This is a genomic window from Stella humosa, assembly GCF_006738645.1.
Taxonomy (GTDB): Bacteria; Pseudomonadota; Alphaproteobacteria; order ATCC43930; family Allostellaceae; genus Allostella; species Allostella humosa.
The window spans coordinates 145,440-166,903 of sequence record NZ_AP019700.1; the positions used below are offsets into that span (position 1 = coordinate 145,440).

18 protein-coding genes are annotated in these 21,464 nt (G+C 72.1%); 5 read left to right on the forward strand and 13 right to left on the reverse strand.

Going from position 1 to position 21,464, the window contains the following annotated elements:
- Window positions 1–3 precede the first annotated feature (3 nt).
- The 3 genes from STVA_RS00715 to coxB are packed head-to-tail and all read right to left on the reverse strand — an operon-like array spanning window position 4 to window position 3,877.
- Window positions 4–330, reverse strand: a complete 327-nt coding sequence (locus STVA_RS00715) for a hypothetical protein (protein WP_123690009.1) — start codon at window positions 328–330, stop codon at window positions 4–6.
- Window positions 327–2,843, reverse strand: coding sequence for a cytochrome c oxidase subunit I (gene ctaD / locus STVA_RS00720; protein WP_123690008.1), 2,517 nt, complete (start codon window positions 2,841–2,843; stop codon window positions 327–329). The genes STVA_RS00715 and ctaD overlap by 4 nt, the downstream gene beginning before the upstream one ends.
- Window positions 2,840–3,877, reverse strand: coding sequence for a cytochrome c oxidase subunit II (gene coxB, locus STVA_RS00725; RefSeq protein WP_197735756.1), 1,038 nt, complete (start codon window positions 3,875–3,877; stop codon window positions 2,840–2,842). The genes ctaD and coxB overlap by 4 nt, the downstream gene beginning before the upstream one ends.
- Between coxB and STVA_RS00730 the strand changes: the two genes are divergently transcribed.
- Window positions 3,863–4,348, forward strand: coding sequence for a DUF2231 domain-containing protein (locus tag STVA_RS00730; RefSeq protein WP_123690006.1), 486 nt, complete (start codon window positions 3,863–3,865; stop codon window positions 4,346–4,348). The two genes, coxB and STVA_RS00730, sit on opposite strands and share 15 nt — an antisense overlap.
- Here STVA_RS00730 and STVA_RS00735 read toward each other — a convergent pair.
- From STVA_RS00735 to STVA_RS00745, 3 genes are all read right to left on the reverse strand, one after another.
- Window positions 4,315–4,851 (reverse strand): CopD family protein, encoded by a 537-nt coding sequence (locus tag STVA_RS00735; RefSeq protein ID WP_170216474.1) that lies wholly within the window; start codon window positions 4,849–4,851, stop codon window positions 4,315–4,317. The genes STVA_RS00730 and STVA_RS00735 overlap by 34 nt on opposite strands.
- Window positions 4,848–5,603 (reverse strand): cytochrome c oxidase assembly protein, encoded by a 756-nt coding sequence (locus tag STVA_RS00740; RefSeq protein ID WP_123690005.1) that lies wholly within the window; start codon window positions 5,601–5,603, stop codon window positions 4,848–4,850. Before STVA_RS00740 ends, STVA_RS00735 begins: the two co-directional genes overlap by 4 nt.
- 78 nt (window positions 5,604–5,681) lie before the next feature.
- Complete coding sequence (locus tag STVA_RS00745; protein ID WP_123690004.1) at window positions 5,682–8,195, reverse strand: NAD-dependent epimerase/dehydratase family protein; 2,514 nt, start codon at window positions 8,193–8,195, stop codon at window positions 5,682–5,684.
- Window positions 8,196–8,401: 206 nt separating this feature from the next.
- On the opposite strand from STVA_RS00745, the gene STVA_RS00750 reads away from it, so the two are divergent.
- The gene (locus STVA_RS00750) at window positions 8,402–10,009 is read left to right on the forward strand and encodes a GMC family oxidoreductase (RefSeq protein WP_123690003.1); all 1,608 of its coding nucleotides are present in this window, start codon (window positions 8,402–8,404) and stop codon (window positions 10,007–10,009) included.
- A gap of 30 nt (window positions 10,010–10,039) precedes the next feature.
- Here the strand turns inward: STVA_RS00750 and STVA_RS00755 are convergent, their stop codons facing one another.
- Window positions 10,040–13,036, reverse strand: coding sequence for a S8 family serine peptidase (locus STVA_RS00755; protein WP_123690002.1), 2,997 nt, complete (start codon window positions 13,034–13,036; stop codon window positions 10,040–10,042).
- A gap of 102 nt (window positions 13,037–13,138) precedes the next feature.
- Here STVA_RS00755 and STVA_RS00760 point away from each other — a divergent pair, with 102 nt between their 5' ends.
- On the forward strand, window positions 13,139–13,753 hold the full coding sequence (locus STVA_RS00760) for a class I SAM-dependent methyltransferase (RefSeq protein ID WP_123690001.1): 615 nt from the start codon (window positions 13,139–13,141) through the stop codon (window positions 13,751–13,753).
- On the opposite strand, the gene STVA_RS00765 is transcribed toward STVA_RS00760, so the two are convergent.
- On the reverse strand, window positions 13,653–14,168 hold the full coding sequence (locus STVA_RS00765) for a DUF4345 domain-containing protein (RefSeq protein ID WP_123690000.1): 516 nt from the start codon (window positions 14,166–14,168) through the stop codon (window positions 13,653–13,655). The genes STVA_RS00760 and STVA_RS00765 overlap by 101 nt on opposite strands.
- Window positions 14,096–15,700 (reverse strand): tetratricopeptide repeat protein, encoded by a 1,605-nt coding sequence (locus tag STVA_RS00770; RefSeq protein WP_123689999.1) that lies wholly within the window; start codon window positions 15,698–15,700, stop codon window positions 14,096–14,098. Before STVA_RS00770 ends, STVA_RS00765 begins: the two co-directional genes overlap by 73 nt.
- Before the next feature lie 129 nt (window positions 15,701–15,829).
- Between STVA_RS00770 and STVA_RS00775 the strand changes: the two genes are divergently transcribed.
- Both STVA_RS00775 and STVA_RS00780 read left to right on the forward strand, forming a co-directional pair.
- On the forward strand, window positions 15,830–16,927 hold the full coding sequence (locus STVA_RS00775; RefSeq protein ID WP_123689998.1) for a type III polyketide synthase: 1,098 nt from the start codon (window positions 15,830–15,832) through the stop codon (window positions 16,925–16,927).
- Window positions 16,924–17,454, forward strand: a complete 531-nt coding sequence (locus tag STVA_RS00780; RefSeq protein ID WP_123689997.1) for an isoprenylcysteine carboxyl methyltransferase family protein — start codon at window positions 16,924–16,926, stop codon at window positions 17,452–17,454. Before STVA_RS00775 ends, STVA_RS00780 begins: the two co-directional genes overlap by 4 nt.
- A gap of 7 nt (window positions 17,455–17,461) precedes the next feature.
- Here the strand turns inward: STVA_RS00780 and STVA_RS00785 are convergent, their stop codons facing one another.
- The 4 genes from STVA_RS00785 to STVA_RS00800 are packed head-to-tail and all read right to left on the reverse strand — an operon-like array spanning window position 17,462 to window position 21,434.
- A complete protein-coding gene (locus STVA_RS00785; protein ID WP_197735758.1) occupies window positions 17,462–18,664 on the reverse strand; it encodes a serine hydrolase domain-containing protein in 1,203 nt (400 codons plus the stop codon).
- A 58-nt stretch (window positions 18,665–18,722) separates the two neighbouring features.
- Window positions 18,723–19,409, reverse strand: coding sequence for a glutathione S-transferase family protein (locus STVA_RS00790; RefSeq protein ID WP_123689995.1), 687 nt, complete (start codon window positions 19,407–19,409; stop codon window positions 18,723–18,725).
- Window positions 19,410–19,426: 17 nt separating this feature from the next.
- Window positions 19,427–20,590: a YbfB/YjiJ family MFS transporter gene (locus STVA_RS00795; RefSeq protein ID WP_123689994.1), complete on the reverse strand. Its 1,164-nt coding sequence runs from the start codon at window positions 20,588–20,590 to the stop codon at window positions 19,427–19,429.
- A gap of 19 nt (window positions 20,591–20,609) precedes the next feature.
- On the reverse strand, window positions 20,610–21,434 hold the full coding sequence (locus STVA_RS00800; RefSeq protein ID WP_123689993.1) for an SDR family NAD(P)-dependent oxidoreductase: 825 nt from the start codon (window positions 21,432–21,434) through the stop codon (window positions 20,610–20,612).
- Window positions 21,435–21,464 lie beyond the last annotated feature (30 nt).

Genomic DNA, 21,464 nt, shown 5'->3' on the forward strand with positions numbered 1-21,464 from the left:
CGTTCAGACGCAGGCCGAGGCCAGGAACAGCGGCAGCCCGGTCCAGGCCGTCGATGCCAGCGCGGCGGCGGCCGCCGCCGGTCCGACCGCCGCCATGGCGCCAGCGCGACCCTGCCAGGCGACCGCCAGCAGCAGGGCATTGGCGACCAGATGGGCGACCCAGACCCCGGTCATCGCCCCCTGGTGCAGCAGGGGCGGCCAGACCTCGGCGCAGCCGATCGCTTGCACCACGTAGAGCAGGGTGAAGGCACTTGCCCAGACGGTGAAGGCGGCCAGCGCCAGGACCAGCGGGTGCGGCCCCCTGCCGGCCGGCGGGGTGGCGTCGGTCATGGTGCGGCCAGCAGCGGCAGGCCGTGCAGCATCGCCAGGACGACGAGGCCGGTGGCGCCGGCATAGCCCGCCAGCAGGCCGGTGTTGTGCAAGGCCAGGTCGCGGCTGGGCGAGACGTAGCCGGCCCGGCAGCGCGCCCAGCTATAGCCCGCCGCCACCAGCGCCAGCGCGGCATGGAAGGCGGCATAGGCGGCCAGCGCCGTGGCGGCGGCGGCATAGGCATGGGTCGCAGGCGGCGGCAGGCGCAGCCCGATCGTCGCCGCCAGTGCGGCCAGCGCCAGGGCGGCCCCGGCGGCCGATACGGCCAGCCAGGGCTGCGGCCGCCGCGCGCCGATGGCGATCCGCGCCGCCACCGCGGCCGCACCCAGCCCGCCCGCGGCCAGCCCGGCCAGGATCGGCGCCGGCGCCATGAAGGCGGGCGGTGGCCAGTTGGGCGCGATCACCCACAGGAAGGCCTGGCCGAAGGCGAGTGAAGCGAAGAAGGAGGCGTCGGCGACGAGGGTGAAGACCAGGGCGCCGCGCAGGGGTGACCGGCGGTCGGCCGGTGCTGACGGAACCGACTGGCCAAGGCCGATCGGCACGATCGGCATGTCGTGCCGGCTGCCCATGCTCCACAGCCACAGGATCACCAGGACCAGCACGGCGGCCGCCCCCGCCAGCGCCAGCAGGTAGAGCTTGAAGAGGGCGGAGACGAAGAAGACGCCCGTCGCCACGGCCGCCCACAGGGGCAGGAAGGTGGGGCCGGGCAGCAGCAGCACCTGGTCGGGCCGGCCGGTGACGGCGTCCACCCCCAGCGTCTCACGCCAGCCGTTGCGGGTGATCCCCAGATGCTGCTCGCCGGCCGCCATGGACGCGGCCAGCGCCGGCCCGGCCAACGCCTGTCCTGGCTGCGCGGCTTCGCCCAGCGCCGGCTGGCTGGCGAAGTTGTAGCTGGGCGGCGGCAGCGGCATCGCCCATTCCAGCGTGCCCGCCCCCCAGGGGTCGGCCGACGCCGGCCGGCCGAAGCGGCGTTGCAGCAGGATGTCGACGACGAACAGCGCGAATCCGATCGCCATGACGAAGGATGCCACCGACGACAGCAGGTTGAGCCCGTCCCAGCCCAGTCCCGGCGCATAGGTGTAGACCCGCCGCGGCATGCCCAGCAGCCCCGTCAGGTGCATCGGCAGGAAGGTGAGGTTGAATCCCACGAACACCAGCCAGAACGAGGCGGTGCCCAGATGATGCACCGGCATGCGCCCGGTGAAGTGCGGCAGCCAGTAGTAGGCGCCGGCCATCATCGGGAAGATGAAGCCGCCGATCAGCACGTAATGCAGGTGGGCGACCACGAAATGGGTGTCGTGCACCTGCCAGTCGAAGGGCACGACCGCCAGCATGACGCCGGTCAGCCCGCCCGCCACGAAGATGAAGAAGAAGCCGCAGATGAACAGCATCGGCAGCCGGAAGACCGGGCGCCCGCGCAGCAGCGTGCCGATCCAGGCGAAGATCTGCACCGCCGTCGGGATCGCCACCAGCATGCTGGCGGCCGAGAAGAATCCGAGCGCCAGATGCGGGATGCCGACCGCGAACATGTGGTGCACCCACAGCCCGAAGCTGAGGAAGGCCATGGCGACGATGCTGACGACGATCCAGTTGTAGCCGACCAGCCGGTGGCGGGCGAAGACCGGCAGGACGGTGGAGACGACGCCCGCCGCCGGCAGGAAGATGATGTAGACCTCGGGATGGCCGAACAGCCAGAACAGGTGCTGCCACAGCAGCGGGTCGCCGCCGCGGACGGGGTCGAAGAAAGGCCAGCCGAAGGCCCGCTCCAGCTCCAGCAGGATCGAGCCCAGGATCAGCGGCGGGAACCCCACCAGCATCATCCCGGCCGTCACCAGCAGGTACCAGGCGAAGATCGGCATGCGGTGCAGCGCCATGCCGGCCGTCCGCACGCGCAGGACCGACACCACGATCTCGACGGCAGCCGCGATCGCCGAGACCTCGACGAAGGTGATGCCGATCAGCCAGATGTCGGCATTGATGCCGGGCGAATAGGGGCGCGAGGAGAGCGGCGTGTACATGAACCAGCCGCTGTCGGGCGCCACCCCCATGACCAGCGCACTCACCACCAGCGTGCCGCCGAAGAGATAGCACCAGTAGCCGTAGGCACCCAGGCGCGGGAAGGCCAGGTCGCGCGCGCCCAGCATCTTGGGCAGCAGATAGACCGCCAGCCCCTCGAACATCGGGATGGCGAAGAGGAACATCATCACCGTGCCGTGCATGGTGAAGATCTGGTTGTAGGCGCCGGGATCGAGGAAGGCGTTGCCCGGCGTGGCGAGCTGGGCGCGGATCAGCATCGCCAGCAGCCCGCCGATCGCGAAAAAGACGAAGGCGGTGACGATGAACCGCCGGCCGATGATCGTGTGGTTGACGGCGGCCAGCCGGCCCCAGCCGCGCGGCGTGCCCCACAGCGCCTCCAGCGCGCCATCCAGGCCAGGGGCGGGGGCCAGCGCGTCGTCCCTGGATGGGGCGGTCATCGCAACCCTCCCAGATAGCGCGCGATGCTGTCGGCCGCGGCCGCCTCCAGCAGGCCGTGATGGGGTTCGTGGCTGCCGGGCTTCAGGACCGGGTGCTGGGCGATCCAGCGGGCGAAGGCATCCGGCCCGTCATTGGCAAGCGCCCCGCCGCCCAGCCACTGCCGGCCCGCCACGCCGGCCAGGTTGGGGCCGCTGCTTGGCCGGCGGGCGTCGGCGCTGTGGCACTGGCCGCAGGCGGCGACGAATTCGGCCGCCCCTGGCCGGGCGGGCTCGGGCGGCCGGGCGAGGGCGTCGAGCCGCGCCTGGAAGGCGTCGGGCGTGTGGGCGATCACCTGGAACCCCATGAAGGTGTGCTGCAGCCCGCAGAACTCCGCGCACTGGCCGCGATAGGTGCCGGGCGCCACCGGACCCAGGCGGATGCGGGTGCGATGGCCGGGGATCGCGTCGATCTTGCCGCCCAGGCGCGGGACCCAGAAGCTATGGATGACGTCGTGGGCCATCACCTCGACCTCGATGGCGCGCCCGGCCGGGATATGCAGCTCGCCCGCGGTATGGAGCGGCCGGCCGGCGAAATCGGGGTAGACGAACTCCCACCACCATTGCCGCGCATGGGCCTCGACCCGCAGCGGCGCGTCGCCCCCCGTCCGGGGCAGCAGCGCCTCGCCCGTGCGCAGCGAGAAGACGAGAAGGGCGGTCAGCACGACCAGCGGAAAGGCGATGCCGGCGCCGCCCAGCAATGCGGCGGTCGACGGCGACCGGCCGCCACCGGCCAGGGCATAGGCCAGCAACGCCATCACCCCGACCAGGATCAGCGTGGCCCCGCCCAGCATCCACCACCACAGTTGCGCCGTCGCCGCGGCCGCCGGCCCGGCCGGATCGAGCGCCGACAGCGGCCCGCCGCAGCCACCCAGCAGCGCACCTGCCGGAACCAGCAGGAAACCTGCCCGCGCCGCCCGCGTTAACCTCCGGTTGCCCGTCGCCCCGCCCCGCCCCGCCTCGGCCCGACCGGAGACCGCCCGATGACCGAACCCCACCTGCGCGACCCGCGCTACCACGACATCAGTTCGCGCGTGGCGCTGGCCGGCCATCCCATCCACGCGATGATGGTGACTTTCCCCATCGCGCTGGTGATCTCCACCCTGGGCGCCGACGTGTTCTTCTGGTGGACGGCCGATCCGTTCTGGATCCGGGCGGCCCTGTGGTCGAGCGGCTTCGCCTTCTGCCTGGGGGTGCTGGCCGGGCTGGTCGGCACGGTCGAGATCCTGCTGGCGCCCGGCATCCGCCGCCGCACGGCGAGCTGGACGCATTTCGTGGCGGCGATGATGCTGCTGTCGGTCGCGGGCGCCAACTGGGGCCTGCGCTTGTCCGACCCGCCCGCCTCGCCGCTGCCCTGGGGCATCCTGCTGTCGGGCCTGGCGACGGTCTTCGTCGGGCTGGCGGGCTGGCATGGCGGCAAGCTGGTATTCGAGCATCAGATCGGCCTGCTGCTCGCCAAGGAGGACTGACCAGTCCAATCCCAGTCGGTGCGATCGGGCCGCGGCTGGCGCAGCCAGTCGGGGAACAGCGTCTCGTCGAAGCCGGGCTTGGCCAGCACCAGCCACAGGATGGCGACCATCGCCGTGCCGGCTGCCGCCAGCAGCAGGGCCGGGAGCAGGCGGCCGATCCGCCCCTCGGCCTGGGCCAGGCGGGCGATGCTGCGGCCATGCTGCATGTGCACCAGCACCAGGACACCGACCAGCGCCAGCTTCGCGAAGAGCCATGGCGCGAAGGCGCCGCGCTGGAAGATGAGCGCCATGCCGCTGCCGATCGCCAGCACCGCGGCTGGCGACGCGACGGCCAGGTAGCAGGCGCGCCCGAAGCTGCGCAGTTGCTGGGCGGCAGCTCCCTCCCACTCGCCCGTCTGCACCGCGCGGCCGGTGCGAACCAGCACGCCCGGCAGCACCAGCAGCCCCGCGCACCAGACCGAGAGGGCGGCGATGTGCAGGATCTTCAGCCAGGTGGCCGTCACCCCTGCGGTTCCGGGCTCGCCCGGTGGGCTGCCGCAAGCCAGCCGGCCAGCGGCACCAGGGCGGCTGCGAGGTAGGGCAGGGCGGCCGGCACCCACATGACCAGGCCGGCCAACTGCTGGTCCTCCAGCGGCGTCAGGCCCCAGGGCAGGGTGGTGGCGAAATGGGCGGCGTAGAGCGGCGCCGGTACGAAGGTCAGCAGCGCGCCCAGCAGCCCCATCTGCATGACCATGGCCAGCAGCGCCGACAGGCGGGCGGCACCTGCCGGTGCCGCCGTCCGCAGGGTCGACCAGAACAGCACCGCGCTGCCCAGCAAGGTCGCCTGCATCAGCCAGTAGAGCGTGCCGTCGGCAAGGGCTGCCGCATAGGGCCCCGGCATGTGCCACAGCCACAGGGCCGCGGTCTGCGCCAGCGTCGCCACCAGCAATCCCGCACCCGGACGTCTGGCCGGCCCGGCATCCGGCAGGGCGGCCGCGATCAGGGGCGCGGCGGCCGCGATCAGCAGCAGGTGATGCAAGGCGCGGGCCGAGAACAGGGCGGACGACAGCGCGCAGAGCGGCGAGACGAAGGCCAGCACCAGTACCGCCCATGCGGCCGCCGCGCAGGCCTTCCGACGCACGCCGCCGGGCGGATGGAGCAGGATCAGTAGCCCGGCCGCCGCCAGCAGGCCCAAGAGCACCGGGTCGCCGTTCCAGCGGCCCCAGATCTCGTCGGGCAGCGGGCCGCTACCGCAATAGGGTATCCCCTCGCCCATCGACCGATTCCCTCCCTCGACGCCCCAAGGTGCGGCAACGCCCCAGATGGCGGATTCGATCCCTGCGGAAGGACACCGTCAGACGATCGCCTTGTCCCAGCCGCCATAATGCTCGCCGCTCAACCGGCCCCGCGGCAGCGACAGCAGGATCAGCGCGATGCCGGCCGCCACGCCGACCGCCATGGATGCCGGGCCGCCGCCGTCCAGGACGAAGGGGGCGGCCACGAGCCAGGCGCCGACGGCCATGTTGAGGAAGCGGACAGGGCGCGCCACCTCGGCCAGGGCGGTGACCGCGATCGTGACGACAAGGCAGCCCGCGACATGGTCGCTGTTGGCCAGGTCGCCTTCGGTGCCGGCCAGCAGCCGGGTCGCCATCAAGGCGAGGCCGATGGCGATGGACAGCGACAGGGTCCAGGGAAAGCTGACCCCGCCCAGCAGGAACGCGCGCAGGAGCTGGCCCACGGGTGCGTCGATATCCGGGCCCTTCTCCCGCTCCGCGCCGGGCAGGCTGTCACCGCCCTGCCAGAAGGTGCGCCACAGCGGCCGCCCGGCGCGGCGTGCCCGCAGCAGGAACTGCGCCGAGGCGAGCAGCTCGTCCAGCGCGTAGGGGATCATCGCCACGCTGACGACGGCTGTCGCCAGGCACAGGCCGCACCAGGTGCCGATCAGCACCGGCTGGATGATGATGAAGCCGATGCTGACGGCCCCCAGGGGCACGATCAGCAGGCCGAATCCCAGCACCAGCCAGGGCATGGTGCGCCAGCGGCGGCGGTCGCCGATCAGCCCGGTCAGGGCCTCGATCAGGTAGACGACGGCCCCCATGCCGGCATCGGCGATCGGCCAGGCGCGCGACAGGTCGGAGGTGATGACCCGCTCGGTGCCGTCGCCGAAGGCCGGGTCCCAGGCGTCGTCGATGTGGCCGAGCTGGAAGGCCGCCATGTAGCGTGACAGCAGGAAGCCGATGAAGGCCAGGACGACGATCGGCACGCGCTGGGAATAGCTGGATGGCGAATAGCTCCAGCCGAGCGGGATGTCGGCATCGCTCTTGAGCGCCACGGTGGCGATGCCGGGCGGGTTGGCGACCAGCGTGGCGAATGCGATCACAAGCGCGCCTATGATCGTGTCGTTGGCATAGGCGGCGGCATTCGTGGTCCAGAAGACCAGCGGCGCGAACAGCAGCCAGGTGCCGACCGCAGCCACGGCCCAGCGTGCCCAGCGATGGCGCCAGGACAGGGACATCCCGCCCAGCAGGACCAGCAGCAGGCCGCAGCCGACGTCGCTCCAGCCCAGCATGCGGTCGCGCCACAAGGCGTCCGGCAGGGCGGCGCCGGCGGCCGGGGGAATCGTCGCCGCATTGCCGCCCTCGAACAGGCCGAAGCTGAACGGGCTGGCGATCAGCCACAGCCCCAGCATGGCGACGAGGAACCCGGCCCAGCGCGTGCTGGAATGCGTGGTCTCCAGCTCTGCTGCCACCGCACGGCGCTCGGCCGCGGCCACATGCTCGGGCGGGGCCTCCTCTACCTTGGCGGCGGCCATGGCCTTGGCGTTCAGCTTGTTTGCCGCGTACCAGCCGGCCGGGTCTGCCTTCAGGTTGGCGATCATCTCGGGAATCGTCGCCTCCAGCCGGTGTCGCGGCCGCCAGCCCAGCAGTTGCCAGGCCCGGTCGGTGTCGATCTCGTAATGGTCGTCGGCCCGGTCGATCATCCAGGGCTGGACGAAGGGATCGAGGTCGAGCACGTCTTCCTGCAGCCACTGCCCGGCCTTGGCCATCGCCTTGGGCACGGGGCGGGTCTCCCATTCCTCGTCGTGCAGCAGCCGGCCGAACAGGCGTTGCAGCCGGTCGTAGCTGAGCGTCTCGGCCTCGCCCAGCAGCAGCGTCGTCTCGACCGGCAGCTCGGCCCGGCGGTCGACGATGCGGGCGATGGCATCGACCAGGTCGTCGAGGTGCAGGTAGGGCTGCCCATGGTCCAGCTCGCCCGGATAGAGGTGGCTGATCACCTGGCGCTCGTGGATGTTGGCGATCTGCTGGGCCAGGAATGCCGCGCGGCACATCTCGTCATAGACGCCGGCCGGGCGGATCACGACGAGCGGGATGGCGCCATGCTCGGCCAGCAGCGCCTGCTCGGTCCGCGCCTTGGATGCGGGGTAGGGGGACAAGGGCTCGATCGGCCTGTCCTCGTCGATGGGCCGCCCGGGCAGCGTCGGCCCGTGGACCAGCAGGGTGCTGGCCAGCACGAACTGGTCCACCCCCAGCGGTTGCAGGTGGCGCATCAGGCGCCGGCTGCCCTCCACCGTCACCGCCTCGTATTTCGGGTTCTCGTCGCCCGACAGGTCGTAGTAGGCGGCAAGGTGGATGACCGATGCGATCCGGGCGCCGGCCCGGCCGACCTCGGCGATGGCGGCGGCCACGCTTTCTTCCTGCGTCAGGTCGACCTGGACCGGCTCGATGCCATCGGGCGGGGCGTCCGGCACGGTGAAATCCAGCCCGAAGATGCGGAAACGGCCCGCCAGGCGCCGCGCGACCGCCTGGCCCAGGAACCCGCTGCTGCCGGTCACGATCACGATCTCGCGGGATTCCGCCTGCTCCGGCATCTCGGGTCCTCCGGCCATGGGTCGCCGCGGCGACCCCGGGATTGCGGTCGCCCTGGTTGGACAGCGCATGGGGCAGGGCCGGGTTCCATTCTTTGCCGGCGGGCGGCCCGGGATGCGTGGCCGGGCCGCATGGCGCGCGGCATAATCGCGCCGCCGGACAGCGCCCGACTCGGGAATGGCGCCGCCGGCCGGAGGGAGCGGCCAGCATGGATGCGGATCAGTTCGACTACATCGTCGTCGGGGCCGGCTCGGCCGGGTGCGTGCTGGCCAACCGGCTGACGGCCGACGGCCGCACCACGGTCCTGCTGCTGGAGGCCGGCGGCAAGGACACCGACCCCTGGATCCATATCCCGGCCGGCTTCTACCGCAACATCTACAACCCCAAGGTCGCCTGGAAATTCGAGACCGAGCCGGAGCCGAACATGAACGGCCGGCGCATCCCCTGGCCGCGCGGCAAGGTGCTGGGCGGCTCCAGCTCGATCAACGGCCTCATCTACATCCGCGGCCAGAAGGAGGATTTCGACCTGTGGCGGCAGATGGGCAATGCCGGCTGGTCCTATGACGACGTGCTGCCCTACTTCCGCAAGTCCGAGGGGCAGGAGCGCGGCGCCGATGCCTATCACGGCGCCGACGGCCCGCTCGCCGTCTCCGACCTGCGCTCGCCGCACACGCTGCACGACGCCTTCATCGCCGCGGCGCAGCAGGCGGGGTATCCCTTCAATGCCGATTTCAACGGCGCTTCGCAGGAGGGCGTCGGCCCCTTGCAGGTGACGGTGCGCGGCCGCCGCCGGTGCAGTGCGGCCGTCGGCTACCTCCGGCCCGCCATGCGCCGACCCAACCTGAAGGTCGAGATCCGTGCCCTGACGCGCCGGGTGCTGACCGAGGGCCGGCGCGCGGTCGGCGTCGAGTACGACCAGGGCGGCGCCACCCGCCACGCCCGCGCCCGGCGCGAGGTGCTGCTGTGCGGCGGCACGATCAACTCGCCGCAGATCCTGCAGCTATCGGGGGTCGGGCCGGGGGCGCTGCTGCAGTCGCTGGGCGTCCCCGTCGTGCACGACCTGCCAGGGGTGGGCGAGAACCTGCAGGACCATCTGGGCGGCCGCCTCATCTATCGCGTGCGCAACGCCAACACGCTGAACGAGATCTCGCGCAGCTGGTGGCGCAAGGCGCTGACCGGGATGGAGTATGCGTTGGCCTCGCGCGGCGCGCTGATGACAGGGGCGGCCCCCATCGGCCTCTTCCTGAAGACCCGGCCGGAACTGGTCTCGCCCGACGTGCAGTACCAGTTCCTGGCCGGCAGCTCGCCCAAGGCGGGTGAACCGATGCACGACTTCCCCGGCTGCACCATCGTCGCCATCCCCTGCCGGCCGGAAAGCCGCGGCTGGCTGCGCATCCAGTCGCCGGACCCGGCGGCACCGCCGCGGATGACGGCCAACTACCTGTCGACCCAGGGCGACCGCGACACCATGGTGGCCGCGCTGCGCGCCGCGCGCCGGGTGTTCGAGGCGCCGGCCATGCGCGCTCAGGTTACCGACGAGTTCATGCCGGGTTCGGCCGCCGTCACCGACGAGGCCCTGCTGGAGCATGTGCGCTCGACCTCGGGCACGACCTTCCACCAGACCAGCACCTGCATGATGGGGCCGCAGGCGAACGCCGTCGTCGACACCACGCTCAGGGTGAAGGGGATGGAGGGGCTCCGGGTGATCGACGCCTCGATCATGCCGACGGTCGTGTCGGGCAACACCAACGCGACGGCCATCATGATCGCCGAGAAGGGGGCGGACATGATCCTGCGGGGTGCGGCCGCGGCCTGAAGACAGGCGCTACCGCACGAAGGCGGGCCGCTACAGCACGAAGTCCAGCGCGTCGAGCTTGGTCGCGCCGTTGACCTGGATCTCCAGGTCGGCGGTGCGGTCGCGGTTGGTGTCGGCCTGGATGCTGAGGACGCCGCCGCTGACGCTGTAGCGCAGCTGGCCGGCACCGCCGGTGAAGGCGCCGGTGCCGATGAAGGTGAAGGCCTGGTTGCCGGAATTGCGGCTGTCGGCGTCGATCGCCGACAGGTCGATGCGGTCGAGGTCGTCGAAGGCGGTGATGATGTCGCGGTTGGAGCCGCGCGGGCTCTCCGCCGTCGACTGGTAGACGAAGCGGTCGGCGCCTTCGCCGCCCGTCAGCAGGTCGCGGCCGCCGCCGCCATAGAGCGTGTCGTCGCCACCACCGCCCACCAGCGTGTTGGCGCCGCTGTTGCCGTTGATGACGTTGGCCAGGTCGTTGCCCGTGCCGGCGATGCCGGACGACCCCGTCAAGGTCAGGTTCTCGACGAAGCCGGGCAGGGTGTAGGTGACCGAGGTCTGGATCAGGTCCGTGCCGCCGCCGTCCAGCTCGATGACGACGTCGCCGGCATGGTCCACGGTGTAGCTGTCGTTGCCGCCGGCACCGGTCATGGTATCGGCGCCGCCCGCCCCGTTGAGCGCGTTGGCGGCGGCGTTGCCGGTGATGCGGTTGGCGGCCGAGTTGCCGGTGCCGGCAATCGCCTGGTCGCCCGTCAGGGTCAGGTCCTCGAAGTTGTTGGCGAGCGTCCAGGTGACCGACGACAGCACCCGGTCCACGCCGGCGCCGCCGCTCTCGCTCAGCGAATCCCGCGTCGAATCGACGATGTAGACGTCGTCGCCCTGGCCACCCGCCAGCGTGTCGTTGCCGGCCCCGCCATCCAGCGTGTCGGCCCCGCCATTGCCGTTCAGCCGGTCGTTGCCGCCCAGCCCGTCCAGCCTTTCGTCCGCGGCCGTGCCGGTCAGCGTGTCGGCGTTGGCGGTCCCGGTCAGCGAACCGCCGCCGCCCCCTCCGCCGCCACCGCCCATCAGGTTGTCGGTCGACAGGTTCTGGTCGGCGAAGGACAGCATCTCGACACCGTACACCTGGTCGCTGCCCTCGGGCGCGCCGGTGCGCTTGTCGACGATGAGGAAGCTGGCGCTGCCTGCCTGCCAGGTGACGTCGTACTGGCTGCGGTTGCCGTCATAGACGGCGCGGTCGCTGCCCTGGCCGCCCAGCAGCGTGTCGTTGCCGGCCCCGCCCGCCAGCGTGTCGTTGCCGACGCCGCCATCCAGCGAATCGGCGCCGCGATAGCCCTCGATCCAGTTGGCCGCGTCGTTGCCCGTCACCCGATCGTTGCCGTCGCCCAGGATCGCGGTCTCGATCACGGTGCCGGCGGCGATCGTCAGGCTGCGCCCGGCGACCGTGCTGGCCGACCCCGGCCGCAGGTCGAGCGTGGTGGCGGCGGCGATGGCCGACAGGTTCATCGTGTCGTTGCCGCCGTCGTCCCGCAACGTCGCCCGGGCGGTCTCGCCGCCGATGGCGCCGAAGGCATCGGTGTAGACGTAGCTGTCGTCGGCGGTGTCGGGATCGCCGATCATCGTCATCGACCAGGAATTGAGCGTGCCGGCGATGCCGGTGGCGTGGTCGGTGACGATCAGCGTCCAGGTGCCGTTGGCGGATTCGCCCCAGAACTGCACGCTGTCGACGGTGAAGCGGATGTCGTCCTGGCTGGTGCCCAGCGCATTGGTGGAGCTGACGCCCGGCCGGTAGACCAGCTCCGACACGGTGCCGGACGGCGAGGTGAGCGTGACCGACAGGTCGCCGATCCAGGCATGCTGGATGTCGAGGGTCACTTCCACCCGGTCGATCTCGACCGCCTGGCCGGAGATCGCGATGCTGTCGGTCACCCGGCCGCCGTCGGGGATGGCCAGGTTCGGGCTCGGATCGGAAGTGCGGGTGACCAGCACGCGGTCGGCCTGGGTCGACTGCTCGCCCCAGCTTTCGGCCAGGCGCACGGCGGCATGGGCGTCGACCAGGCCGAAGCCGTGATCGTCGTTGAAGCGCAGGCCGCCGCCGTTCCAGTCGCGGGCGCCGTTCACGTCCCAGGTGATGCCGCTGGCGGTCGGCTGCTGGGCGGAATAGGCCAGGATCTCCTGCACGTCGCGATAGCCCAGGCGCGGGTTCGCCTCCAGCATGAGGGCGACCACGCCCGAGACGATGGGGGCCGCGAACGAGGTGCCGCCGACGCTGGCATAGTCGCCGCTGCCATAGCCGACGCTGCCCAGCCGGTCGGTGGTGGTGATGCTGACGCCCGGTGCCGACACCAGGACGGCTGCCCCTGGCGTGCTGAAGGATGCGATCCGCCCGCTCGAATCGGTGGCGCCGACGGCGATCACGTAGGGGCTGTTCTGGAAGTCGTGGTAGTTCACGTTGTCGCCCGCGCCGCGGCTGTTGCCGGCGGCGAAGACGACGACCGTGCCGAGGTTGCCGCGTCCGCTGGTGGCGGCCGCCTGCAGGGCCGTGCCGATCGCCTGGAACTGGCTGGCGGCGAAGTTGTCGCCGAAATAGCCGCCATAGCCCCAGCTATTGTTGGCGATGTCGGCGCTGGCCATGCGCTGGAAGGCGCTCAGGATCTGGGCGGTGGTGCCGTTGGCGCCATAGCCGATGCGCAGGCCGACGAGATCGGCCTCCCAGGCGATGCCGACGCCGCCCAGGTTGTTCTTCTCTGCGGCGATGACGCCGGCGACCGCGGTGCCGTGGAAATCGCTCGACCCGGCCTGGGCGTCGGCATCGTTGTCGCGGGTGTCGAAGTCGAGGTCGGTGCGGTAGTTGGCGTCGAGGTCCCCATGGGTGCGCTCGAAGCCGTCATCGATCACCGCGATCTTGATGTCGCGCCCGGCATAGTCGTCCCAGGCGCGCTTCACGTCGATGGCATCGAGATGCCATTGGTTGGTGGCCAGCGGATCGGTCGGCACCAGGGCCGGCAGCGGCCCGTCCTCGTTCGCACGCGCGCCCATATCGGCCATGACCATCACCGGATGCCAAGCAACGTCCCGGTTGTAGACTTTGGCCGCCGGTCCCGCAATGGTGCCGCCGTTGCGGCTTTATTTGCGCGCCCGCGGATGGGGAAGACAATGCGACTGAATCTCGGCTGTGGTCGCAATCACCTGGAAGGGTTCGTCAACATCGACCGCTTCGCCGAGGCCCGGCCCGACCTTTTGTGGGACCTGGAGCGGACGCCGTGGCCGATCGCGTCCGGCTCGGTAACGGAGATCATGGCCGTGCATGTGCTGGAGCATCTGGGCCAGCGCACCGAGACGTTCCTGGCTATCATGAAGGAGATTCATCGGGTGCTGGCCCCGGGCGGGTTCCTGCGCATCCGCGCGCCGCATCACCGCTCCGAGGGCTACTGGGGCGACCCGACCCATGTGCGGCCGATCAACCGGGCCGTCATGAGCCTGTTCAGCAAGGCCAACTGCCGCATGTTCGCCGCCCGTGGCTGGCCCAACACGCCGCTCGCCGACTATCTCGACATCGACCTGGAGATCGTCGAGGCGACCGATCGGCTGACGCCGGCGTGGCGCAAGCGGATGGCCGACGGGCTGTCGGAGGCCGACCTGATGTTCGCGGCCGAAACCTATGCCAACGTCATCGACGAGGTCGCGATCGTCCTGCGCAAGGTGCCGCCGGAAGCCGTGATGACGGAAACCGCGCTACCTTCGCCTGCCACAGGCACAGCAGCGGGGTAACGACAAGCTCCATCGCCAGCCCGGCCAGCATCGGCGGCGACGGGGTGCCGGCCGCGAGGAGCGAGACCAGCCGGCCGGCGCCGCCGATGACGACGATCGCCGTCAGCAGGCGGAAGGCCGGCCCGTGCGCGGCAATCCGAGGGACCAGGGACCAGAAGGCGATGCCGACGCCCAGCAGCAGGCCGGACAGGTAGCGGAAATGGCTGTCGAGCGTGGCGCCGTCCGTCGTCGCTTCGCCGGCCATCGACGGCCCTGACCAAATGCCGGAAAGCCCGGCTCCGACTGGAACGAGCCCGGCCAGGGCGACCGCGAGCTGGAGCGCGCGCCGCTCACCGGCCGGGGTCAAGCCAGGATCCGGATGCGGGCTGCCTCGGTCGCCAGCTCGGCCGCGACGCGGGCGACGACGCTGCCCCATTCGCGCGGTGCGGTCTGCCGGAAGAGGCGCATGGTCGGATACCAGGGGCTGTCGTCGCGATCGGTCAGCCAGCGGAAGCAGCCGTCGAAGCGCGACAGCACCCACACCGGCCGGCCCAGCGCGCCGGCCAGGTGGGCCATGGCGGTGTCGACCGTGATCACCAGGTCGAGCTGCTCGACGATGGCGGCGGTGTCGGCGAAATCCCGCACGTCGCCCATGGGGTCGAGGATCTGGCGGGCGAAGGGCTGGCCATTGCGGTCGGCGCCGCGCCGGCCGAACTGCAGCGACACGAAGTCGATGCCGGGCACGGCGAAAAGGGGCGCCAGCGTCTCCAGCCCCAGGCTGCGCCGGCGGTCGGTCGAGTTGCTGATCGGCATGTGCGGGCGGGGGTCGCCGGCCCAGACGAGGCCCACCCGCAGCCGGCCGCGGTCGGGGATGCGGCCGGCCCAGCGCGCCCGCGCCTCGGCGTCGGGCGCCAGGTAGGGAATGTCGGCCGGGATGGTCGCGACCTCGGTCCCGAACAGCCCCGGCAGGCTCATCAGCGGGGCATGCAGGTCATGCGGGCCGACCGCCTGGCCGGGTGCGACTGCCATGCGCACGCCCGGCACGGAATGCAGCAGCCGCACCAGGGCTGTCTGCCCGACCAGCACGACGTCGGCGCCACGGGCGGCGACCAGGCTGGCGTAGCGCGCGAACTGCAGCGTATCGCCATGGCCCTGCTCGCCCCAGAGCACGATGGTGCGACCCTGCAAGGGTTCTCCCTGCCAGCGCGGCTGGGTGAAGGGCAGGGGGCGCACCATGTCGGTGCGGAAGCGGTTCTCGTAGGCAGGCCAGCCTTGCGTGAAGTCCCCCAGGCGCAGCAGCGGCAGCGCGCGGTTGAAGCTGGGGGCCACGAAATCCGGCTGGGCCGCCAGGGCGGCATCGAAGGCGGCCAGCGCCTCGGCGCTGCGACCCCCCATCATCAGCAGGATGCCGCGCTCGTTCAGCAGTTCGGGCGTCGTGCCCGTCGCCGCGGCGACGCGGTCCAGCTCGACCAGCGCCTCGGCGAAGAAGCCCTCGTCGCGCAACGCGCCCGACAGCGCGCGCCGGGCCGGATGGGCGGCCGGGGCCAGTTCCAGAACGCCGCGCAGGATGACGGCGGCCTCGCCGTTGCGGCCCTGGCCGGCCAGCAACCGGCCCAGGTTGAACTGCGCCTCGACCAGGGCCGGGTCGCGGCCGATGGCGGCGCGGAAGGCGGCCTCGGCCTCGGCCTTGCGGCCAAGCATGCCCAGGGTCGATCCGCGCAGGTTGAGCGCCAGCGGGTTGGCCGGCTCGATGGCGACGGCCTCGTCGGCGATGGCATAGGCGCGCTCGGCTTCGCCGCGATCCAGCAGCACGCCCGCCAGCCGCAGCAGGACGGGCACGGGCCGCACCGGCTCGCGCGCCGACAGGTCGCGCAGCAGCGCGCGCAGCCGCTCCTCGGCCTCCGGCAGCCGGCCCCCCTCATGTGCGGCCGCTGCCGCTGCCAGCGCCGTATCCCAGGCCATCGCCATCGTCTCGGTCCCCGTTCACCGCCCGCGTACAATCCTTTGTGAAGCGTCGCGGCGGGGCCCGCAATTCGATTGTGCCGGGGCGCGGGTTGGCGTCCTGTGGTCGGGCCGGGGGGCGGACTGGGATCGCACATGCGCCTGGAAGACGAGCCTGCAAGCGAGCCCCGGCTGGTCGCCCTGGCGACCGCCGTCCCGCGCCATTTCCTGGCCCAGGAGGCGGTCGCCGAGGCGGCGTCGGCCATCTTCGCCGAGGCCGGCGGCGGGTTCCAGCATCTGGCGCCCGTCTATCGCCATGCCGAGATCCGGCAGCGCCGGTCCTGCGTGCCGCTCGAATGGTTCGCGCGCCCGCACGGCCTGGCGGAGCGCAACCGGCTCTTCCTCGACCATGCCGTGGCGCTGCTGGCCGAGGCGGCGACGGCCGCGCTCGACCAGGCCGGGCTGGCGGCATCGGACATCGACATGCTGGTGACGGTGTCCTCGACCGGCATCGCGACGCCCGCGCTCGACGCCCGCCTGATGGCCCGCCTGCCCTTCCGCGCCGACGTCCAGCGCCTGCCGGTCTTCGGGCTGGGCTGTGCGGGCGGGGTGCTGGGCCTGGCGCGCGCGGCCGCCCTGGCGCGGGCAGCACCCGGTTCGCGCGTGCTGCTGCTGGCAGTCGAGCTGTGCAGCCTCACCTTTCGGCGCGACGATCGCCGGCCCACCAACATCGTTGCGACCGCCCTCTTCGGCGACGGGGCGGCGGCGGCCATCGTCACCTGCCGCGACGACGATCCGCCGGGCGTCCCGCTCGGCCCCTGGGGCGAGCATACCTGGCCCGGCAGCATCGACGTGATGGGCTGGGAGCTGGATGACGAGGGCTTCCAGGTCGTGTTCTCGCGCGAGATCCCGGCCCTGGTGCGCCAGTGCCTGCGGCCGGCGGTCGACGCCTTCCTCGCCCGCCACGCCGTCCCCTGGGCCGGGCTCGACGGCTTCCTTTGCCACCCCGGCGGGGCGAAGGTGCTGGACGCGCTGGCCGATTGCCTTGAACTGCGGCCGGCCGACCTCCGGCATGCCCGCGCCGTGCTGCGCGACCATGGCAACATGTCTTCGGTGACGGTGCTCTTCGTCCTGCGCGCGGCGATGGACGAGGCCAGGACGGGTCGCGGTCCCGGCATCGGCGGTCGCTGCCTGATGACGGCGCTCGGGCCGGGCTTCACCGCCGGCATGCTAATGCTTGATCTCGGCCGATGACCGGCAGCGTGCTGCAATGGCTGACCGGCAGCGCGCTGCCCTGGGTGCTGGCGCTGGTCGCGGCCCAGCGCCTGGCGGAACTGTGGCTGGCCGGCCGCAACACGCGCCGGCTGCTGGCGGCGGGCGGGCGCGAGGTGGGCGGCGGCCACTACCCGCTCTTCGTGCTGCTGCATGCGGGCTGGCTGGCCGCGATCCTGGCGACGACCCCGCTCGACCGGCCGCCGGCCTGGGGCCTGCTGGCGCTGTTCGCCCTGCTGCAGCTCGGCCGCGCCTGGGTGATCGCGACGCTGGGCCGCTTCTGGACGACCCGCATCGTCACGCTGGACGGGGCACCGCTGGTCCGCGCCGGCCCATACCGCCTCGTCCGCCATCCCAACTACTGGATCGTGGCGGCCGAGGTGGCGGTGTTGCCGCTGGCCTTCGGCAACTGGCCCGTGGCCGTCCTGTTCTCGGTCCTGAACGCTGGCCTGCTCGGCCACCGCATCCGGGTCGAGGCCGCGGCCCTGGCGCCGCGCGAGACGGCCTGATCGGTGTTCAGGCGGCCGCGAAGTGGCGGCGGATGGCGTCCACCCCTTGCATCGTCAGCGCGATCCGGCCCGTGTCCATGGCCTGGGCGTGGGAGGACAGCTTGGCGATCACCAGTTCGTTCGCCCGGTCGACGAACAGGTTCTGGCCGTTGACGCCGACGCAGAACAGCAGCGGCGAGGGGCCGTGCAGCACATACCACTTGCTGCGGTAGTGGATGGGCAGGCCGGGGAAATAGCCGACGAAGTCGCCTGCGTCCCAGGCCGCGCGCTCGCCGCCGGCCACCAGATCGTCGATCCAGGCTTCCGGGACGACTTGGTCGCCGTCGCGCCGGCCGCCCTGGACCAGCAGTTGGCCCATGCGGGCAAGGTCGGTCGCCGTCATGCAGATGCCGCCGGCGCCGCGCGCGCCGCCGAGCCGGTCGACCGTGATGTAGGCGTTGCGGGCCGCCCCCATCGGCTGCCACAGCAGCCGGCTGGCCAGCTCGGCATAGGGCGCGCCGCCCGCCCGCTCGATGACCCAGGCCAGCAGGTCGGTATTGGGCGAGACATAGTGGAAGCGGCCGCCATGGGGGCCGTCGCGGTCGGCCATGGTGGCGATGAAGCTGCGGATGTCGGACGGCCGGTCGCCGGGCGCCAGCGGGTTCCAGTTCTGCGCCTTGCGGTATTCGATGATCGGGCCGGACGTGGCCAGGTAGTCCTCGTCGAAGCCGATGCCGGCGCGCATGTCGAGCAGGTGCTGGATGCTTGCCCCGTCATAGGCGCCGCCGGCCAGCTCGGGCACGTAGCGGGTGACGGGTGTCGCCGGGTCGAGCTGCCCACGGGCCGCCAGGATGCCGGCCAGCACCGCCAGCACGGACTTCGAGACCGACATCAGGATGTGCGGCGTGGTGGCGGTCATGCCGTTGGCATAGCTCTCCCACACGACGCGGCCGCGATGGAGGATCACCAGGGCGTCGGTATCGGTCGCCGCCAGGAACTGTGGGAAGTCGATGGCCCCACCTTCCCCCGCCACCGTCACGTCCGACAGGTCGGCCGGCGCCGACGGCAGCCGCCATACCCGGTCGGGATCGTTGGCGATGTCGGCGGTCGGCACGATCTCGCGGACGTGCTGGAAGGCCCAGCGGTTGAAGGGCGGGGTGCGCCAGTTCGCCAGCGTCACCTGGCCCGCGGGTGGCGGGGGAAAGCCTTGCATCAGCGGCTGGTCGGTCATGGCGCGAAGCCCCCCTCGGGTTGTGGCCGGCAAGCGTCGCCCCTGCCATGGGTTGGCGTCAATGCGGGAAGGCCGGCACCAGGCGGGCCATCCCGCCATAGAGGTCCAGCATGCGTTCGCGCCAGGCATGGACCGGGTCGTCGGTGGCCAGCAGCCGGAACGGGCTGACGCAGCGCGCCCACTGGAAACTGCCGAAGACCATGTAGTCACCATAGTCGGGTGTCGTGCCGCCCAGATAGGGCTGGGCGGCCAGCGTCGCGCGCAAGGGCTGCAGCAGGGCACGGAAGGCCGGCAGGCGCTGCTCGCGATCGGCCGTCACCGCCTCCAGCGGCATGCCGAATCGCTTCTCGCGGCTGCTGCGGAAATAGTCCTGCTCGGCCGCCCCCAGCACCGCCGGTATGTCGCTGACGATCAGGCGGACGAGCGCCGGGTTGATGCCGTCCGCCCAGGCCGAGACGAAGCGCATGGTGGCGAGCGCGCCGCCGAACAGCGCGGGGCGGTCGGGGTAGTTGGCCTCGAGATACTCCGCGATGGCCCAGGAATCGGATGCGACGCGCTCGCCGTCGACCAGCACCGGCACCTTGTCGTGATGGGCGAATGCCAGCCGCTCGGTCTCGCCGAAGCGCCAGGGCACGGTCTCGAAATCCAGCCCCTTGTGGGCCAGCGCCAGGCAACTGCGCCAGCAGAAGGGGCTGAAGCGGCGGGTCGGGTCGGCGCCGACCAGTTCGTAGAGCTTGCGGGTCATCGATCGTCTCCCGGTGGTCAGGTGGGGGCGGCGCGTTGGCTGCGCGCCGATGCCAGGGCCAGCGCCGCGCCGCCCGCCAGGGCGACGGCGCCGATCAGGAACAGCGGGCGGTGGCTCCCGGCCGTGGCGAAAAGGTAGGACATGCCCCAGGCGCCGCCGGCCTGGGCCACGGCAAAGGCGCTTGTCATCCAGCCCCAGACCCGGCGATGGGCCGTCATCCCCGCCTGCTCGGCGACCCAGGCCGAGCAGAGGGTGGTGGTGCCGCTGACGAGCGCGCCGACGATGATGGACGAGACGAGCAGCCCGACCGGGGCCGACCAGACGAGCGGCAGGGCGACGCCGGCCGCCTTCAGCGCCATGCCGGCGGCAAAGGTGCGTCCCAGGCCGGCGCGGTCGGCGACGGTGCCGGCGAGGAACGGGCCGCAGGCGGCGCCGAGGCCGAAGACGATCCAGAAGGCGCCGCCCGTTTCCAGTCCACGGCCCAACCCGCGGGCGATGTAGTCGACCCAGAAGACGGTGTGGGGAATGAAGCCCAGCGCGTCGCAGGCATAGGCCGCCAGCAGCAGGCGCAGGGCCGGCGACAGGCGGCCGGCGCCGGTCCGGGCGACGGCCGGGATCGGCGCGTCGGGCGGGATCGTCACCCAGACGCAGATCGTCAGCAGCAGGACCGCGGCGGCGAGGGTCAGCCAGACGAAGGTCAGGCCGATCTGGGCGATGGCCGGGACGACCGCGCCGGCGATGGCCATGCCGAGGCCGACCCCGGTGATGACGACGCCGGCCGCCCGGCCGCGCCGCGCCGGTGGCGTCAGCGCCAGCACGGCGGGCACGGCCAGCACCATCAGCACCCCGCCGGTCACCCCGGCCAGGAAGCGCCACCCGGCATACCAGGCAAAGCCCAGCGGCCAGGCGCAGGCGGCCAGGCTGGCCATGGTGGCGACGGCGGCCAGCCGGATCGCCAGCGTCCCGGTCATCGCCTGGGCCAGGCGTGCCGCACCCAGCGCCCCCGCCAGATAGCCGGCCAGGTTGGCGGCCGCCAGATAGACGGCGTCGGCCGGCGAGAACCAGCCGGCCGCGATCAGGGCCGGGATCAGCGGGGTATAGGCGAAGCGGCCGATGCCGTTGCCGATCAGGGTCGCCGCCAGGCCGCCGGCGGCGACCGTCCAGTTGCCGGCGCGCTTCATCGTCGACTGCCCCGGCCGGCTAGGCGGGCCACCCCTGGCCGCCGCCGTCGACGCGCAGCACCTGCCCCGACACGAAGGCGCCCAGCGGCCCGGCGAAGACGTCCACCAGGCGGGCCACCTCGTCCACCGTCGCCACGCGGTCGAGCGTGCCCTCCTCCACCATCCGGCGCTCGTCGACCGCGCGCGTGCCGAGGAAGCGGCCGGTGCGCGTCTCGCCCGGGGCGATGCAGTTGACCGTCACCTCGTAGGGGCGGAGCTGGTCGGCCAGGCACCGCGTGAAATGGTTCACGCCCGCCTTGGCCACGGCATAGATCGAGCCGTTGGTGCGCCCGCGCGACCCGGCGGTCGAGCCGATGGTGACGATGCGGCCGCCCCGGCGCTCCATCATGCCGCGGGCGACCGCCTGGCAGGTCAGGATGGTGCTGACGAGGTTGCGGTCCAGCACCGCGCGCACGTCCTCCTCGCGGATGAAGACGGCATCGTTGGGGTCGGGCTTGCCGCCGCGGGCGGCGATGTCGCCGCCGGCATTGTGGACCAGGATGTCGATCGGCCCCAGGGCTGCGGTCGCCGTGTCGATGACGCGGGCGATGTCGGCCGCCTGGGTCAGGTCGCCCAGCAGGCGCAGCGTGCGCACGCCGTATGCCGCGGCGATTTCCTCGGCGACGGCGGTCAGGGTCGTGCCCTCGCCGAATTCCGCCGGCCCGTTCTCGCGCATGCCGTGGACGGCGATGGCCGCCCCCATGGCGGCCAGGCGCTCGGCGAATGCCCGGCCCAGGCCGCGGCCGGCGCCGGTCACGAGTGCCACCTTGCCGCGGAGCGGTCGGTCCTGGTCTCGATCATTCATTTGCGGGGGCTCCCGTAGATCCGGCCGCCA